The following is a 14,146-nucleotide window of genomic DNA, read 5'->3' on the forward strand; positions in this document are numbered from 1 at the left end:
GGCATGACCGATGAGGAAGAACTTATCTGCCGCTGGAATCGTGGTGCTGGCCCTTTGCGGGTGCGTCAACGCAAGCAATCCTAGCAACGATCCTGCGCGCGCCGCAGCTGCCCGTGCATCTGCATCGGCAGCCGAGGCTGCGACAAAAGCTCAAGAGGCTATCGACACGCTCAAGGGATCAACGGCCGAACTGTGCGAAGGCGAGTCCACTGCTGCCGAGCGCATCATGAAGGCAAGGCAGATGGGCACACCCATGGCTACCGTCATGGCGACTGCGACGAAGTATGGTGAGCCGTACGTGGGCTTCGTCCACAAAGCATATGAACTTCCTCGCTTGACCAGTGATGCCGCCAAAGACGTGGTCACGGGGGAATTTAGAGACGCTGCATACAGCGACTGCCTCAAGCGCTGGGGATTCTGATTTCTTAACGGATTCAGAAATTCATTGAGGCAAACGCGCCTCGTAAACAGCATCGCTATTGTATTGGTTAGATAGCAGCGCTATTGTTCCGTCATCGGCAGCCGCCGGAACGGAGACCTAGCAATGCCCCTGATCCTCAGCACCAAGCGCACCGCCCGCGTCGGCGTGGCCGCCTTGGCGTGCTTCATCGCCCTGGGCGTGGTTGCCTGGGCCACCCCCGTCGATGCACCCGCCGCGGCTACCGGCGACGCGCCAGACGGCCTCGTGATCACCAGCCCCCGCATCTGCGCCGCCCTGGCTGTGTATGAGCTGGCCGCCAGGGACGATTGGGCGCTGCGTGCCACCGTCGCCAACACGACCCTCAACGCTTTCCGCGATGCAGACCGGGTGCCCGACTGTGCGGCAGGTGTCACTGCGGCGCTGACGCAAAACTTCGAGCCGGCGCGCTGGCAGCTTTCCCTCGACGCGGCCGATGCCGTCCTGAGCGGCTCCTATGAGATTTCCCCGGCGGCATGCGTCCGGGCCAATGCGGTTGTCCCCCTGTCGACCGCAGACGGCAAAGAGCCGAGCACCTCCCCGGTGCTGGCGCGGGCGCAGTGCGTCATGCACGAACTGGCCTTCGTGGAGGTGGCGCCATGATCACCGGCCTCCGTACTGAACAGCGCGCCGCGATGATCGGCGCACAGCGCCTGCCCCTGAGCCCCACCGAATCTAAGGTGCTGCAGCTGATCATCAACGCAGGTGACACCCCGATCAGCCGCTCCGCGCTGGAAGAGAGCCTGTATGGCGGTACCGGCCGCAAATCGAACACCGTCGAGGTGACCATTTGCCGCCTGCGCCAGAAGCTGGCCCAGCACGGCTACCGCATCAATGCCACCCGCAGCCGTGGCTACACGATCAGCCAGGCCGGTGCAGCATGATGGCCGCAATTACCTACCCCCTCGCACAGCGCGCGGCCGTCGCCGCCAAGGCAGCCGCTACGGCCGCCGTTGGTATGGGCTTCGCACCGAACCTGGTCGCCGCAGCCGCTGACGTTGCCGCGCGCGCAGTGCTGGAGCGTCGCGCCAGTGCCGGCCGAGCCATCGCCGACGTGCGCAGGAACCTTCGCCGCATGTTGCGGGCACAAGGCGGTGCCGCATGAGGGCGCCTGCGATCAAGCTCCCAGCACCCGATCTGACGTCGGACCAGCGCGCGGCCTTGGAGCGCGCGAAGCGCCCCCGCCGCCATCCCTACCGTGTGTATTGCACGCACCAGGCGAGCGCGCAGCGTCAGCGCGAGGCGGAAGAGCAGCGCCAGCGCGTCGCGCCGAACCTGCATAGGTTGGTGCGCTGATGGACGGCCTGCATCCGATCGGCGGCGGCCTGGACGCGGTGATCGTCAGCACGGCCGCACCGACACCCGAAGAACGGCTGCAGCGGTATGCGGCGGCCGTTGCTGCCCACCCGTGCCGCTGGTTCTCGCTGCGCGTGCAGTTCGGCCAGATCCTGCAGCGCTCGCTCAAGAGCGGCCGCCGGGTGGGCTACGCAGCCTGGCAACGGCAGATGCCGGCTCTCTGGCCCCGGGTACACATCAACTGACTGGAGAAGCTTCGTATGCCGACCATCACTGTCGACGTCGACCTTGACGATTTCGATGACCAGGACCTCTTGGAGGAGTGCAGGGTTCGCGGTCTCAATGTGCTGCCCACTGCCCCTGCCGATGTGCCTGTTGCGGAGCTGGTTGTAGAGCGCGCCTATCTCGCGGCTCGCGCCATGACCGAACTTCCGCAGGAGCTGAAAGACATGTTCTGGGTCGTGCATGGCCGCGCAATCGCATGACGTCGAAGGGCCGCCCGGGATGGGCCTCCGCAACCAGCTCGACATCTTCGACCACAACCCAGCCCGCCTGGCCAAGGCCAACCGCGTTGCGGCCGAGAACGCCCTGACCGATCCGTTCTTCTCCCAGAGGGTCCGACAGGACCGTCACGACTACTACATCGCCGAAGCCGAACGCCTTGAGCGCTTGGCAGCCATGGCCGAGAAGCCGGCCACCACCGCAGCCTGAGATCTCCCGATGAATCAACCTCAGAACAGCACTCGAATCGCGCTAGGCAAGGCTCCAATTTCGGGAAAAGCCCTAATTAAAGATCTTTCCTTCGCTGTTGACCCCTCTTATGTGTCGCAGCGCGCGGCTCGCTGTGAGGAGCGCGACGCGCTCGCTCTGGGGTGTCCCGTTCAACAGCTTAATGAAGTGGCGATCAGTGACGTTCCCGTTGCCGTCCACTGCCTCTATGACTGCATCAAAGTTGCCAGGGTCACGGATTCGTTCAATAGCAGCGGCTCGAAGCATGTACCCGTCTCGCGGAGCGCCACCAAGCAGTGCGTTCGCCTTCGTGGCACCGGCGGCGCGCGCAGCTTCAACAGTTGCAAGTGGACCGAAGCCATGCCCGAAGAAAAGAGTGTCCCCGTCAGGATCGTCCTCAACCATTACGTGAACGAACCAGCCGGCTTCCACACGATAGAGATTGACGGTAGCAACCTTTCCGTTCAACTGAACCGCAAAGAAGTCCCGATCCTGATCCGGAGATGCATTCATTTTCGTCGACACCCATTCCGTTTGGTTGACCGACTGTATCACCGTGCTCAGATCGAAAGTGACGCTGGAAGGTTGGGGGGCTCGTTGCATGGCTGACGGCTCCCACGCTTTCAACTTCCCCATGCCGCAGCACTCACGGCTGCGCCCCGGCGAGATCGTTGTGGATCTGTTCGCCGGAGGTGGCGGCGCATCGGAAGGGCTTAAGCAGGCCCTCGGCATCGATCCCGCCCTGGCCTACAACCACGACGAGCTGGCCATCGGCATGCACGCCGCCAACCACCCGCTGACCCAGCACCACCGTGAGGATATCTGGCACGCCGACCCGCGCGTGGACGTGGCCGGCCGTCCCATCGGCTGGTTCCATGCCTCTCCGGACTGCACGCATTTCAGCCAGGCTAAGGGTGGCCAGCCGCGCAGCAGGAAAACCCGTGCGCTGTCGTGGGTGGTGTTGAAGTGGGTTGGCCAGCTGCTGCGCGCTGATCGCCTGCACGGCACCAACACCGCGCCGCGCATCATCTCCATGGAGAATGTCTGGCAGATCCTGACCTGGGGCCCGCTGGTCGCAAAGCGCTGCAAGACCACCGGCCGCGTCATCAAGATGGACGGCACCGTTGCAGCGCGCGGCGAGCGCGTTCCGGTGGAGAACCAGCAGCTGGTGCCGGACAAGCGCCACAGCGGCCGCACTTGGCAGCAGTTCGTGGCCGCACTGCGTGTGCTGGGCTACGTGGTCGAGTGGCGCAAGCTGGTGGCCAGCGACTATGGCGCAGGCACCAGCCGCGAACGCCTGTTCCTGCTCGGCCGCCGCGACGGTCAGGCCATCGTGTGGCCCGAGCCGAGCCACGGCCCTGCTCCGGGGCAGAAGCCGCGCGTGACCGCCGCCGACTGCCTAGACTTCTCCATCCCCTGCCCGTCCATCTTCGGCCGCAAACGAGACCTCGCAGATGCGACCATGCGGCGGATCGCGAAGGGCGTAATGCGCCATGTGCTGCAGTCCGCTGATCCGTTCCTCGTGCCGGTGCCACCCATCTGCCGCGACAACAGCAGCGCCGCCGCTGCCTTCATCGCCGAGCACGCGAACAGCAGCCACGCCCTCGGCTCCATGCGCGCGGACGAACCGCTGCGCACGGTATGCGCCGGGGTGAAGGGGGGCCACTTCTCTGTGGTGTCTCCGACGCTTGTCCAGACCGGCTACGGCGAGCGCGAGGGCCAGGCCCCGCGTGCGCTGGACATGCAGCAGCCGCTGGGCACGATTGTCGCGGGCGGAGTGAAGCACGCTGTGGCCGCGCCGCACCTGGTGAAGTTCCGTGGCGACAGCATCGGCACGGCGGCCACCGAGCCCGTGCCGACGATCACTTCTGGTGCTGGTGCAGCTAGGCCGGCCGGCGCAGCGCATGCCCTCGGTGTAGCCGCCGCCTCACTGGTAACGCTGCGGCGGAACATGGTCGGCGCCGATGCGCGAACGCCGCTCACCACCGTAGCCGCTCAGGCCGAACACCACGCGGTATCGAGTGCCTTCATGGTCCAGGCCGCACACGGCGAAGGTCGAACTGGCGGCGTCCAACGCTGGGGAACTGGCAGCAAGGATGCTCGCTCACCGGTCGGCACGGTCACTGCCAGTGGCAATGGCGGGCATGCGGTGGCACAGGCGGAGCTGGCACAACTGTCCCCCGAGCAGGAGGCAGGTGCCCTGCGAGTTGCCGCGTTCCTGGTGAAGTACTACGGCAGCGGCATCGCCGTGGGGCTGCATGACCCCGTGGACACGGTCACCACCAAGGACCGCCTGGCGCTGGTCACCGTGGTCATCAAGGGCACGCCCTACGTCATCGTTGATATCGGCCTGCGCATGCTCAAACCGCATGAGTTGTTCCGCGCGCAGGGCTTCCCGGTGACCTACATCATCGACCGCACCGCCGACGGAACGGTACTGAAGACCACTGCGCAGGTTCGAATGTGCGGCAACAGCGTCAGCCCGCCCCCCATGCTCGCGATCGCAGAGGCGAACTTGGACCGGGTGCCGGCCGACATGGCGGTGGCGGCATGACTGACCTCTGTAAAGGGCTACCCAATCTGATAGCCCTCGGGAAGAAGCCCCACGTAGCTCATTCCCGAGACTTCCATCATGAAGGATCCATTCTGGGTTTCGCGTGCCCTTCCTATGAAAAGAACCTTTCTACCAACGAGCCCGGTAATTGCTTCAAGTTGATATCTCGCCTCGAGCTTCTTCGCGAGAGCGGGCAGGATTTCAAATCCCAACGCCGGCTTCGGAGCGCCGTTGAAAACTTGCGTGTTGTAGTACTGATTGGTCCGCGTCAATTCGCCCCAATAGCCTCGGAGCTCACCCACATGTTTCCTACGATCTGCTTTGGGTATCTCTACAAAAAACTCATTCACCGGAATATCGCCGCCAGGCGTAGCGATCACCAAGTTGCTCGTTTTGAAGGTGGGGGCTGCATACAGCCACTCCAGCAGTTTGTCCGCATTACGTTGAATCTTCGTCTTTGCGGGCTCCCCTCCACCGGCAAATCGCCTGCCACCCCCACCTCGCTCTTGGTGGCCACGCACACCACCGGCTCTGCCCTCAGCACCGTCTTCAGCACTCATTCCCAAGATGATCTTGGTGTTATCGGCTTCAAGCCTTTGCACGAGGTCGTCTCCGGCCTCACCCCAAGGGTCTTCCGAGCGGACCGCCAGCTGGCAATTGTCGAGGTGCCTTGCTCCGAAACAGGGACCGCGACCGGATACGGAGGCCTTTCGAAAGTACCCCGGCTCTTTGCACTCGTCGCAGATGAAATTACGACGAAGTGCTTGGATCTGCTCTGGGGGCAGAAGCGAGAACTCCAGGGCGATGTGCTTCTGCCCCGTAATGGTGTTGAACGCGAAATCCATACGCCCCCCCCATGCGAAAGTTTCCATTTAACTTTCACAATTCTTAAACGCCTCCGCCTCCTAATGCAATCGGATATTCCCTACCCAACGCATGCTCCGACCGATTCACCTGAGCCCACTCCCTCGTTCCGCGGGGCCGGTGCGTGAGTCCCGGCCCAAAGGTCTCGGCTACTAAGGCTGCTCTACGCGGTCCGGCGCCGGTGCACGCGTCGGTTCGCGACATGATCCGCCGCCACTGCCGGGAGCACGGGAAACAGCTGGCCTGCCTTGCGCCGGCTTGGGGCTGCCAGGTGTTCAGCGTTTGGCGCGCATTCGGCCGGACGTCCCGCCCCCTGCAGCCGCATCAGGTCGAGGGCGCGATCACAACGCTGCAGCTGGACGAGTTCGACGCCAACGAGCTACGGCTGCGCGCTGCTCGCGAGGCCGGGTGGCACATCGATCCCAAGATGCTGCTCGAGGGCGAGGCATGAGCGGCGATGCCTCGACCATCAGCACAGCACCGCCGCCGACTGCGAGTGACGCCGTGCGCGAGATGCGAGCTGCAGGCCGCGCCGGCCATGCGGTGCCGGCCGATCAGGTGAATCGATGGGCCACCACGCTGATGCGTCTTTTCGGTCAGCAGCGGGCCGTCAGGCTCGAGCAATGGGGCGGATCGTTCTGGTTTCAGATCGATGAAAGGCAGTGGTACCGAGCCCTTGCAGCTGGCGAACAGGTCCGGGCTCTTTACACCCAGCCGCTGCTCCACGAGGTCCGCAGGGCCGGCAAAGATCGGGATCACATCTGGTCGGCGGATCGAACGCACTGCACCGTCTGTAACGACCCCTTCGATTGGGCCGATCCGTACTGCAACCCACCCAAGCCGCCGACGCCCATCGCGCTGAAACCCCAGCCGTTCAATCCGTCCTGGGTTCTCCCGCTGCTCGACCGACTGGAGCGAGCGTTGAAGCGTGAAGGCAAGCGGGAAAGGGACGAGTGGGGTTTCCGAATTGCGCAGATGCGTAAGTCAATCGAAGAGCATACGAAGGAGAAATCACATTGACCGTTGAGCACATCAAGGCCGCCGCGGGCGAGCGGTCACCACTGATCCACCAGCAGCGCGCGGCCATAGCGGTTGCAGCAGCGCTCGAAACCGCCCTGACCAGCACGCGCCCCGCCAGCGGCTGCGGCCGCGCATTGACCTTCACTTTTGCCGGTGAGCCGCAGCTACAGGCCGCGTGCGACGCCTGGCGCGCATACGCCCTCGCAACCATCGACACGCCGGCGCCACTGGCGGCGACGGCGACCCAGCGGCTGACGGCCCAGATCGGCCTCGCCCTTTTCGATGACCCCACCATGGACCTGACACAGATCGCCAACCTTGTGCTTACGGCACGGTCGGATTCGCACACTGCGCTGCTGTTGGCGCCCACCACTGAAGTAACGGAGGCCCGAGATGGGCGCAGCTGAGAACATCCCCGAAGTCCTGCTGAAGCTCGAGCAGGTCGAAGCCCAGACCGGGATGAAGAAGAGCTACATCTACCGCGAGATGGAGAAGGGCACTTTCCCGCCCAGGCACAAGGTCGGCGGCGGCACTCGCTGGTACCAGAGCGACATCCAGCGTTGGATCCGCGCACGCAGGAGCGCCCCGCAGTGGACGCCCGAGGATGCGGATCGGCCAGCGGCCAACTGCGACAGCAGCGGAGCCTAAACGGTCACCGAGCGGTCACCGAGCGGTACTGGCTTGACGAAGAAGGCACTGCGGATGATCCTAAGTGCCTGATTCGATGGTGGGCCCACCAGGATTCGAACCTGGAACCAAGGGATTATGAGTCCCCTGCTCTAACCGTTGAGCTATAGGCCCGGCGCAGCGCCACAGTGTAGTGGAGCCTGCGCTCAACCGGCTACCCGCCGGCGCCAAGACACACTGAAAAACCCTCAGCCATCGCTACGCAACGCCGCGCGCCCAGGCTTGCGCAACAGCTGGCTCACCCAAACCGCGCGCCCATCTCCCGCACCCGCTCGGCGTTCGCCCCCGCCAATGACCGCATTGCTGGCGACTGGATCCGCCCGTCAACAGCCACGCACTGCCAGAATGCTTCAGCCACCGGTGCCGCCCAGCGCAGATGCTGCAGATCACCACTGCCCAGCGGTGCGACCGGCGACAGCGGCTCGTCCGCGCGCAACACGCCCAGCTTTGACGGCGCCAGCGACATCGGCAGCATGTCGTAGACCGGCGCCAACGGCAGCGGGCCGCGATCAACGAAGTGGAAGGCGATGTTGCCGTGGTGCATGTCGCTGTTGCCGATCAGCCGCCCGAACGCGTGGCGTCGGCCCATCGCCTGCACGGTGTCGGCCGTCAGCCAGCCTTGATCACGCAGTTCGGCGCCTGCAACCGGCCACGCTGGGGTGACCTCGCCGGTGAACGCAGACGATAGCGACAGCAGCGAGACCAGGCCTCGCCGCCCCAGCAGATCGGGCGTGCGGTCGAAGCGCTCGATTTCCAGGAAGGTGTGCGTGGGCGACTGCAGCAGTTCACTGGACGCCGCGGCTTGTCCGGACTGGCGCAGGGCCTCAAGCGCCAGATGTTCGCAGACCAGCAGATCGCTCCAGCGCTGGGCGGCGGCGCCTTCATCGGGCTGCGCGAACTTGACCAGCACCGAGCGGCGCCTGCCGTGTACCTCCACGGTGGCGGTGAACTTGGGTTGCTCGCCACCCGGCGAGGAGCCCACGTCCTCTCCGTCCAGCGCAGCACGCGCACGCTCGCGATACTGTGCAAGACGATCGTCGGCCGCAACCCGATCGATCGGCGCCTGCAACGCCTCCATCGCCGCCTCCACAGCAGCGATACCGAGCAGCAGATCGCCCGCTTCAGTCCCGCCAGCGGTTACCAGGGCCATCAACACATCGTCCGGTTGCCAGCCATTGAGGTTCTTCGGCAGGCCGAGCGCCTGCCCACGGCCATGGGCGAAGCTGCGACCAAGAAATCCCTGCGGTCGCAGGTCATCCAGGTACCACGGTAAGTCAGGAAAGAAGGCAGCAACGCCACCTTCGGGCGCGCGTCGCAGGTTCGGGCAGTCAGGCCCGGCGTCGACATGGAAGCCGCCTCCTACCAGCGCAATTACCCGCCCCAGCTCCTCCAGCGTCGCATCTTCGCGCAGCCGGTACAGCGGCCATTCGCTGCCTGCCCGGGTGGGCCGCCGCAGCGCATAGGCGGTTGCCCGCGTTCTGCCCATGCGCACCACCTGCGGGCCACTGGCGGCCACCAGCCGGCTGAGCGCCATCCGGTCCACCCCCAGCCGCTCGGCCAGCGCCGCGGCTGGTAGCGGCTGGCCGGGGGCCAGCTGAGCGATCAGATCCAATACCTGTGGGCGTTGAGCGCGTGGCATGTGCATTACGTAATACGAAGCTTGTTACGTAATTAGCATCAAAAAAACGGGACTGCAAGCACGACCTTGCATCTATGAGCCTGAAAATAATGGACATATTCACGAATCGCCAGCTTCGACGCGGATCTTTGTTACATTATTTGTTACGTAATTATATGGCTCTTCCGAGCACTGGCGGGGCGTTACAGGGATGTGGTGGCAAAGAAAAACCCCGCCGAAGCGGGGTTTCTCTCAACACATCAGCCATCGCCGGATATCAATCGATATCCAGGAAGCTGCGCAGCTGCTCCGAGCGGCTCGGGTGACGCAGCTTGCGCAGGGCCTTCGCTTCGATCTGGCGGATGCGCTCGCGGGTCACGTCGAACTGCTTGCCGACCTCTTCCAGCGTGTGGTCGGTGTTCATGTCGATGCCGAAGCGCATGCGCAGCACCTTGGCTTCCCTCGGGGTGAGGCCGGCCAGCACGTCGCGCACGGTTTCAGACAAGTTGATGTTGGTGGTGTTCTCGATCGGGGACTCCACGTTGGTGTCCTCGATGAAGTCGCCCAGATGGGAATCCTCGTCGTCACCGATCGGGGTTTCCATCGAGATCGGCTCCTTGGCGATCTTCATCACCTTGCGGATCTTGTCTTCCGGCATGTCCATTTCCTTGGCCAGCTCCTCCGGCGTGGCCTCGCGGCCATACTGCTGGAGCATCTGGCGGGAAATGCGGTTCAACTTGTTGATCGTCTCGATCATGTGCACCGGGATACGGATGGTGCGCGCCTGGTCGGCGATCGAGCGGGTGATCGCCTGGCGGATCCACCAGGTGGCGTAGGTCGAGAACTTGTAGCCGCGGCGGTATTCGAACTTGTCCACCGCCTTCATCAGGCCGATGTTGCCTTCCTGGATCAGGTCCAGGAACTGCAGGCCGCGGTTGGTGTACTTCTTGGCAATCGAGATCACCAGGCGCAGGTTGGCCTCGACCATTTCCTTCTTGGCCTTGCGCGCCTTGGCTTCACCGTAGGCCATGGCACGGCTGATTTCCTTCAGCTCTTCCAGGTCCAGCTGGGTCAGCTTCTCGATGTCGATCGTCGCCTGCTGTTCGGCAATGATCTGGTCCTTCACTTCGCGCAGGGCCGACGACCACTTCTGCTTGCGCTTCAGTGCGTCTTCCACCCATTCCAGGTTGGTCTGGTTGCCTTCCCAAGAACGGATGAAGTCCTTGCGCGGCATGCGCGCGGTGACGGTGGCCAGGTTCAGCACACGGCGCTCATGCGACTTGATGTCGGCCATGGTGTCGCGCAGCTGCTTGGTCAGCACGTCGGTCAGCGGCAGCGGCAGCTTCAGGGTGACGAACACCGCCGACATCTCTTCGCGCAGGCGCGGGAGGTTCTTCTTGTCGCCCTTGGTCGCGGCCTTCTTGAACGCATTGAAGGCATCGCTCAGCGCCTGCATGCGCGCGGCGACTTCCTCCGGGTCCGGACCGGTCGGTGCGGCTTCTTCCTCGCCACCCTCGACATCATCGTCCTCGTCCTCGTCACCTTCGGCGTCGGCATCGCTGCTGTCATCGGCAGCGACCGCCGGCGGCGCCGGCTCTTCGTCGACCAGATCATTGAACCCGACGATCACTTCGGCCAGGCGCTTCTTGCCTTCCTTGTGGGCTTCGTAGTCGTTCAGCAGCGACTCGACCGACACCGGGAACTGGCCGAGCGCGGCCTGGACCTGGGAGAGGCCTTCCTCGATGCGCTTGGCAATGGCGATTTCGCCTTCGCGGGTCAGCAGCTCGACGGTGCCCATTTCGCGCATGTACATGCGCACCGGGTCGGTGGTACGGCCACCTTCGGTGTCGAGCGCGCTCAGCGCGGCGGCAGCTTCTTCGGCCGCGGTGTCATCGACTTCGCGGTTGCCGGTGTTGCCGTCGTTGAGAAGCAGGGTTTCCACATCCGGCGCAACTTCATGGACATCGATGCCCATGCCGTTGATCATGCCGATGATGTCTTCGATCTGTTCCGGGTCGACCATGTCGTCCGGCAGATGGTCATTGACTTCGGCGTAGGTCAGGTAGCCCTGTTCCAGGCCCTTGCTGATCAGTTGCTTGATTTCGGATTGGGCAGGACGTTCGTTGGCCATGTAGTGCTCGCGCCACCGGCTGGGTAGGAAATAGGGAACGTAGCATTATACCAGCCCGGGGCCCCGCCTGCCGGGCGGTGGTCCCGCAGGCTCAGGGCCGGAGAAGGAAGGTCACAGGACCGTCATTGACCAGGCTGACGACCATATGGGCACCAAACCGGCCTGTTTCCACCCCTGGCGCGTGATTTTCACGGCAGATCTCGACAAATTGATTGAACCCGCGTTCAGCCTCCTCCGGCGCTGCGGCGCTGGTGAAGCTCGGCCGCATGCCCGAACGGGTGTCAGCGGCCAGGGTGAACTGGCTGACCAGCAACAGGCCGCCGCCGGTGTCACGCAGCGACCGGTTCATTTTCCCGGCCTCGTCGGCGAACACCCGGTAGCCCAGCAGGCGCTCGGCCATCCGTCGCAGCTGGGCCTCGGTATCGCCCGGCTCCATGCCCACCAGCGCCAGCAGGCCTGGTCCGATCTGGCCCACGGTTTCATCATCTACATGGACAGCAGCCTGGCTGACACGCTGGATCAGGACGAGCATCTGGGCTTCCAATGAACAGGGCCGGCCACGATAGCAGCGCCCTTGGCTAAACTGGCGCCAATGAATCCGCAACGCAAAGCCCGGCTGGTCCACCGCGCCACCACCCTGTTCGCCCGCCTGCCCTGGCCGCTGCTGCGGGCGTTCGCGCGCACCCTGGCGTGGGCCTGGATCCGTCTCAATGCCCGTGAGAGCCGTGTCACCCGGCGCAACCTCGAACTGGCCTACCCCGACCTGGACAGTGCCGCGCGGGACCGCCTGCACCGCGATCTGCTGCGCTCCACCGCGCTGCAGGCCATCGAGACCCTGCGGCTGTGGAGCCAGAGGCCGGCCGACAACCTGCGCCTGCATCTGAAGCAGCGCCACGGCGAGGCCCTGTACGACGCAGCCCTGGCCAGCGGCAAGGGCGTGATCGTGGCCGCGCCGCACTTCGGCAACTGGGAGCTGCTGAACCAGTGGCTGGCCTCGCGCGGGCAGATCGCCATCGTCTACAAGCCGCCGGAGGACGAGGCCAGCGATGCCTTCCTGCAGCTGGTGCGCGGCGGCCAGAACGTGCAGCAGGTGCGCGCCGAGGGTCCGGCCGTGCGCCAGCTGTTCAAGGTGCTCAAGGACGGCGGTGCCACCGGCATCCTGCCCGACCAGCAGCCCAAGGCCGGCGACGGCGTGTTCGTGCCGTTCTTCGGCGTGCAGGCGCTGACCATGACCCTGGTCAACCGACTGGCCGAGCGCACCGGCGCCACCGTGCTGTACGGCTGGTGCGAGCGCATCGGGCCGGGCATGCAATTCGCCCTGCACATCGAACCGACCGACCCGGCCGTGGCCGACCCGGACCCGCAGGTGGCCGCCACCGCGCTCAACGCCGGCATCGAGCGCATCGCCCGCCGCGACCCGGCGCAGTACCAGTGGACCTACAAGCGCTATACGTTGCGGCCGCCGGGCAGCGGCGAGGAAGACCCGTACGCAACTGAGGAACACCCCCACTGACGGCCGCCTGCGACCACTGGCCGCACCACGTTGAATACGACGCCGTCGCCCCCATAGAGACTGCGATGTCCGCCTCCCCCGGTCCTGCCATGCCTGCTGCTTCTTCCCTGTTCGGCGATCCGGCCGCGATCCGCTGTGAGCGCGCGGTGGCCGAACTGCGCGCCGGTCGCCCGGTGCTGCTCCACGATGGCCACGGCCAGCGCCTGGCGGTGATCGCGCTGGACAGCGCCACGGCCAGCAGCTTCGCTGCCTTCGCCAATGCCGCCCGCGAGCGGCATTACCTGTTCCTGACCGCCACCCGCGCCCGCGTGCTCGGCGTGGAGGCCCCGCAAGGCGCACGCCTGCCGCTGGCCGGCGTTGCCTTCGATGCCCTCCCCTCGCTGGGCTACCTGCGCGAGCCGGGCCCGATGCCCGACGGCTGGACGGCGGGCGATGCCTTCGATGCCGGCGCGGTGGAACTGGCCCGCCTGGGCCTGTTGCTGCCGGCGATGGTGGCGGTACGCCTGGACGTTGATGACCGCACCTTCGAGGGCGCCGCCGAGGTGGCCCTGTGCGACCTGGCCGAAGGCGCAGCACATGCGGCCCACGACTACGAACTGGTGGCGCGTTCGCCGGTGCCGCTGCGCGATGTCGGCATGACCACCTTCGCGGTGTTCCGCGGCGGCGTGGCCCAGCGCGACCAGGTCGCGATCATCGTCGGCGAACCGGACCTGTCGGCGGTGGTGCCGGTGCGCGTGCACTCCTCATGCCTGACCGGCGACCTGTTCGGTTCGCTCAAGTGCGACTGTGGTGACCAGCTGCGGCGCGGCCTGCGCAAGCTGAAGGAGCTGGGCGGCGGCGTGTTGCTGTACCTGGACCAGGAAGGCCGTGGCACCGGCATCGCAGCCAAGATGCGTGCCTACGGCTACCAGCACGACGGCCTGGACACCATCGACGCCGATGCGCAGCTCGGCTTCGGCGCCGACGAGCGCCGCTACGGCAGTGCGGTGGCCATGCTGCACGGCCTTGGCATTTCGCGCGTGGCGCTGCTCAGCAACAACCCGACCAAGGCACAGCGCCTGCGCAATGCCGGCATCGAGGTACTGGACTGCATTCCTGTCACCGGCGAGATCACCGCCGAGAACGAGCACTACCTGCGCACCAAGGCCGATCGCGCAGGACATCTGCTGGACGTGGATGCGCTGATCCAGGCTGCCCAGTAACGCAGCCGACCTGCTACCGTCTGCGCGGTGCGGCTACCGCCGCCACCGCTCGCCCTGCCACCTGACGGAGCCCGC

The 14,146-nt window shown here is 65.2% G+C and carries 19 protein-coding genes and 1 tRNA gene; 14 read left to right on the plus strand and 6 right to left on the minus strand.

Features of this window, described 5'->3' with window-relative positions:
• The first annotated feature begins 10 nt into the window (after positions 1–10).
• The 7 genes from AC5P9W_RS01690 to AC5P9W_RS01720 all read left to right on the plus strand — a co-directional run bounded on the left by AC5P9W_RS01690 (position 11) and on the right by AC5P9W_RS01720 (position 2,464).
• Positions 11–421: a hypothetical protein gene (locus tag AC5P9W_RS01690; protein ID WP_495218705.1), complete on the plus strand. Its 411-nt coding sequence runs from the start codon at positions 11–13 to the stop codon at positions 419–421.
• A 123-nt stretch (positions 422–544) separates the two neighbouring features.
• On the plus strand, positions 545–1,060 hold the full coding sequence (locus AC5P9W_RS01695; protein WP_495218707.1) for a hypothetical protein: 516 nt from the start codon (positions 545–547) through the stop codon (positions 1,058–1,060).
• The gene (locus tag AC5P9W_RS01700; RefSeq protein WP_495218709.1) at positions 1,057–1,341 is read left to right on the plus strand and encodes a winged helix-turn-helix domain-containing protein; all 285 of its coding nucleotides are present in this window, start codon (positions 1,057–1,059) and stop codon (positions 1,339–1,341) included. The genes AC5P9W_RS01695 and AC5P9W_RS01700 overlap by 4 nt, the downstream gene beginning before the upstream one ends.
• Positions 1,341–1,562, plus strand: a complete 222-nt coding sequence (locus AC5P9W_RS01705; RefSeq protein WP_495218711.1) for a hypothetical protein — start codon at positions 1,341–1,343, stop codon at positions 1,560–1,562. Before AC5P9W_RS01700 ends, AC5P9W_RS01705 begins: the two co-directional genes overlap by 1 nt.
• Positions 1,563–1,752: 190 nt before the next feature.
• The gene (locus AC5P9W_RS01710) at positions 1,753–1,998 is read left to right on the plus strand and encodes a hypothetical protein (protein ID WP_180890547.1); all 246 of its coding nucleotides are present in this window, start codon (positions 1,753–1,755) and stop codon (positions 1,996–1,998) included.
• A 15-nt stretch (positions 1,999–2,013) separates the two neighbouring features.
• The gene (locus tag AC5P9W_RS01715; protein WP_180890548.1) at positions 2,014–2,238 is read left to right on the plus strand and encodes a hypothetical protein; all 225 of its coding nucleotides are present in this window, start codon (positions 2,014–2,016) and stop codon (positions 2,236–2,238) included.
• Positions 2,239–2,257: 19 nt separating this feature from the next.
• On the plus strand, positions 2,258–2,464 hold the full coding sequence (locus AC5P9W_RS01720) for a hypothetical protein (protein WP_495218713.1): 207 nt from the start codon (positions 2,258–2,260) through the stop codon (positions 2,462–2,464).
• Positions 2,465–2,536: 72 nt separating this feature from the next.
• On the opposite strand, the gene AC5P9W_RS01725 is transcribed toward AC5P9W_RS01720, so the two are convergent.
• Complete coding sequence (locus AC5P9W_RS01725; protein WP_495218715.1) at positions 2,537–3,085, minus strand: hypothetical protein; 549 nt, start codon at positions 3,083–3,085, stop codon at positions 2,537–2,539.
• Here AC5P9W_RS01725 and AC5P9W_RS01730 point away from each other — a divergent pair.
• Positions 3,084–5,036 (plus strand): DNA cytosine methyltransferase, encoded by a 1,953-nt coding sequence (locus tag AC5P9W_RS01730; RefSeq protein ID WP_495218717.1) that lies wholly within the window; start codon positions 3,084–3,086, stop codon positions 5,034–5,036. The genes AC5P9W_RS01725 and AC5P9W_RS01730 overlap by 2 nt on opposite strands.
• 17 nt (positions 5,037–5,053) lie before the next feature.
• Here AC5P9W_RS01730 and AC5P9W_RS01735 read toward each other — a convergent pair whose 3' ends face one another.
• Positions 5,054–5,881 carry a hypothetical protein gene (locus AC5P9W_RS01735; RefSeq protein ID WP_495218718.1) on the minus strand — a complete coding sequence of 276 codons (828 nt, stop codon included), beginning with the start codon at positions 5,879–5,881 and terminating at the stop codon, positions 5,054–5,056.
• Positions 5,882–6,102: 221 nt separating this feature from the next.
• On the opposite strand from AC5P9W_RS01735, the gene AC5P9W_RS01740 reads away from it, so the two are divergent.
• Genes AC5P9W_RS01740 through AC5P9W_RS01755 form a run of 4 tightly spaced genes read left to right on the plus strand, consistent with a single transcriptional unit; the run spans position 6,103 to position 7,568 of the window.
• Positions 6,103–6,351, plus strand: coding sequence for a hypothetical protein (locus AC5P9W_RS01740; protein WP_263467553.1), 249 nt, complete (start codon positions 6,103–6,105; stop codon positions 6,349–6,351).
• Positions 6,348–6,920, plus strand: coding sequence for a hypothetical protein (locus tag AC5P9W_RS01745; protein WP_495218719.1), 573 nt, complete (start codon positions 6,348–6,350; stop codon positions 6,918–6,920). Before AC5P9W_RS01740 ends, AC5P9W_RS01745 begins: the two co-directional genes overlap by 4 nt.
• On the plus strand, positions 6,917–7,327 hold the full coding sequence (locus AC5P9W_RS01750) for a hypothetical protein (RefSeq protein ID WP_495218721.1): 411 nt from the start codon (positions 6,917–6,919) through the stop codon (positions 7,325–7,327). Before AC5P9W_RS01745 ends, AC5P9W_RS01750 begins: the two co-directional genes overlap by 4 nt.
• Positions 7,314–7,568 (plus strand): helix-turn-helix transcriptional regulator, encoded by a 255-nt coding sequence (locus AC5P9W_RS01755; protein ID WP_494525243.1) that lies wholly within the window; start codon positions 7,314–7,316, stop codon positions 7,566–7,568. The genes AC5P9W_RS01750 and AC5P9W_RS01755 overlap by 14 nt, the downstream gene beginning before the upstream one ends.
• 77 nt (positions 7,569–7,645) lie before the next feature.
• On the opposite strand, the gene AC5P9W_RS01760 is transcribed toward AC5P9W_RS01755, so the two are convergent.
• The 4 genes from AC5P9W_RS01760 to dtd all read right to left on the minus strand — a co-directional run bounded on the left by AC5P9W_RS01760 (position 7,646) and on the right by dtd (position 11,888).
• A tRNA-Ile gene (locus AC5P9W_RS01760) sits at positions 7,646–7,721 on the minus strand.
• 124 nt (positions 7,722–7,845) lie between these two features.
• Complete coding sequence (yjjJ, locus tag AC5P9W_RS01765; RefSeq protein WP_242015185.1) at positions 7,846–9,219, minus strand: type II toxin-antitoxin system HipA family toxin YjjJ; 1,374 nt, start codon at positions 9,217–9,219, stop codon at positions 7,846–7,848.
• Positions 9,220–9,502: 283 nt separating this feature from the next.
• Complete coding sequence (gene rpoD, locus AC5P9W_RS01770) at positions 9,503–11,356, minus strand: RNA polymerase sigma factor RpoD (RefSeq protein ID WP_019660768.1); 1,854 nt, start codon at positions 11,354–11,356, stop codon at positions 9,503–9,505.
• 91 nt (positions 11,357–11,447) lie between these two features.
• Complete coding sequence (gene dtd / locus AC5P9W_RS01775; RefSeq protein ID WP_019660769.1) at positions 11,448–11,888, minus strand: D-aminoacyl-tRNA deacylase; 441 nt, start codon at positions 11,886–11,888, stop codon at positions 11,448–11,450.
• A 60-nt stretch (positions 11,889–11,948) separates the two neighbouring features.
• Between dtd and AC5P9W_RS01780 the strand changes: the two genes are divergently transcribed.
• Both AC5P9W_RS01780 and ribA read left to right on the plus strand, forming a co-directional pair.
• A complete protein-coding gene (locus tag AC5P9W_RS01780; RefSeq protein ID WP_021203245.1) occupies positions 11,949–12,869 on the plus strand; it encodes a lauroyl acyltransferase in 921 nt (306 codons plus the stop codon).
• Positions 12,870–12,934: 65 nt separating this feature from the next.
• On the plus strand, positions 12,935–14,071 hold the full coding sequence (gene ribA / locus AC5P9W_RS01785; RefSeq protein WP_019660771.1) for a GTP cyclohydrolase II RibA: 1,137 nt from the start codon (positions 12,935–12,937) through the stop codon (positions 14,069–14,071).
• Positions 14,072–14,146 lie beyond the last annotated feature (75 nt).

It is taken from the genome of Stenotrophomonas sp. YJH_SMC_33, assembly GCF_059372295.1.

What these genes read in the sequence shown, in the direction of transcription:
- AC5P9W_RS01690 (WP_495218705.1), top strand. Translation starts at nt 11, where the DNA reads ATGAGGAAGAACTTATCTGCCGCTGGAATCGTGGTGCTGGCCCTTTGC.
- AC5P9W_RS01695 (WP_495218707.1), top strand. Translation starts at nt 545, where the DNA reads ATGCCCCTGATCCTCAGCACCAAGCGCACCGCCCGCGTCGGCGTGGCC.
- AC5P9W_RS01700 (WP_495218709.1), top strand. Translation starts at nt 1,057, where the DNA reads ATGATCACCGGCCTCCGTACTGAACAGCGCGCCGCGATGATCGGCGCA.
- AC5P9W_RS01705 (WP_495218711.1), top strand. Translation starts at nt 1,341, where the DNA reads ATGGCCGCAATTACCTACCCCCTCGCACAGCGCGCGGCCGTCGCCGCC.
- AC5P9W_RS01710 (WP_180890547.1), top strand. Translation starts at nt 1,753, where the DNA reads ATGGACGGCCTGCATCCGATCGGCGGCGGCCTGGACGCGGTGATCGTC.
- AC5P9W_RS01715 (WP_180890548.1), top strand. Translation starts at nt 2,014, where the DNA reads ATGCCGACCATCACTGTCGACGTCGACCTTGACGATTTCGATGACCAG.
- AC5P9W_RS01720 (WP_495218713.1), top strand. Translation starts at nt 2,258, where the DNA reads ATGGGCCTCCGCAACCAGCTCGACATCTTCGACCACAACCCAGCCCGC.
- AC5P9W_RS01730 (WP_495218717.1), top strand. Translation starts at nt 3,084, where the DNA reads ATGGCTGACGGCTCCCACGCTTTCAACTTCCCCATGCCGCAGCACTCA.
- AC5P9W_RS01725 (WP_495218715.1), bottom strand. Translation starts at nt 3,085, where the DNA reads ATGCAACGAGCCCCCCAACCTTCCAGCGTCACTTTCGATCTGAGCACG.
- AC5P9W_RS01735 (WP_495218718.1), bottom strand. Translation starts at nt 5,881, where the DNA reads ATGGATTTCGCGTTCAACACCATTACGGGGCAGAAGCACATCGCCCTG.
- AC5P9W_RS01740 (WP_263467553.1), top strand. Translation starts at nt 6,103, where the DNA reads ATGATCCGCCGCCACTGCCGGGAGCACGGGAAACAGCTGGCCTGCCTT.
- AC5P9W_RS01745 (WP_495218719.1), top strand. Translation starts at nt 6,348, where the DNA reads ATGAGCGGCGATGCCTCGACCATCAGCACAGCACCGCCGCCGACTGCG.
- AC5P9W_RS01755 (WP_494525243.1), top strand. Translation starts at nt 7,314, where the DNA reads ATGGGCGCAGCTGAGAACATCCCCGAAGTCCTGCTGAAGCTCGAGCAG.
- rpoD (WP_019660768.1), bottom strand. Translation starts at nt 11,356, where the DNA reads ATGGCCAACGAACGTCCTGCCCAATCCGAAATCAAGCAACTGATCAGC.
- dtd (WP_019660769.1), bottom strand. Translation starts at nt 11,888, where the DNA reads ATGCTCGTCCTGATCCAGCGTGTCAGCCAGGCTGCTGTCCATGTAGAT.
- AC5P9W_RS01780 (WP_021203245.1), top strand. Translation starts at nt 11,949, where the DNA reads ATGAATCCGCAACGCAAAGCCCGGCTGGTCCACCGCGCCACCACCCTG.
- ribA (WP_019660771.1), top strand. Translation starts at nt 12,935, where the DNA reads ATGTCCGCCTCCCCCGGTCCTGCCATGCCTGCTGCTTCTTCCCTGTTC.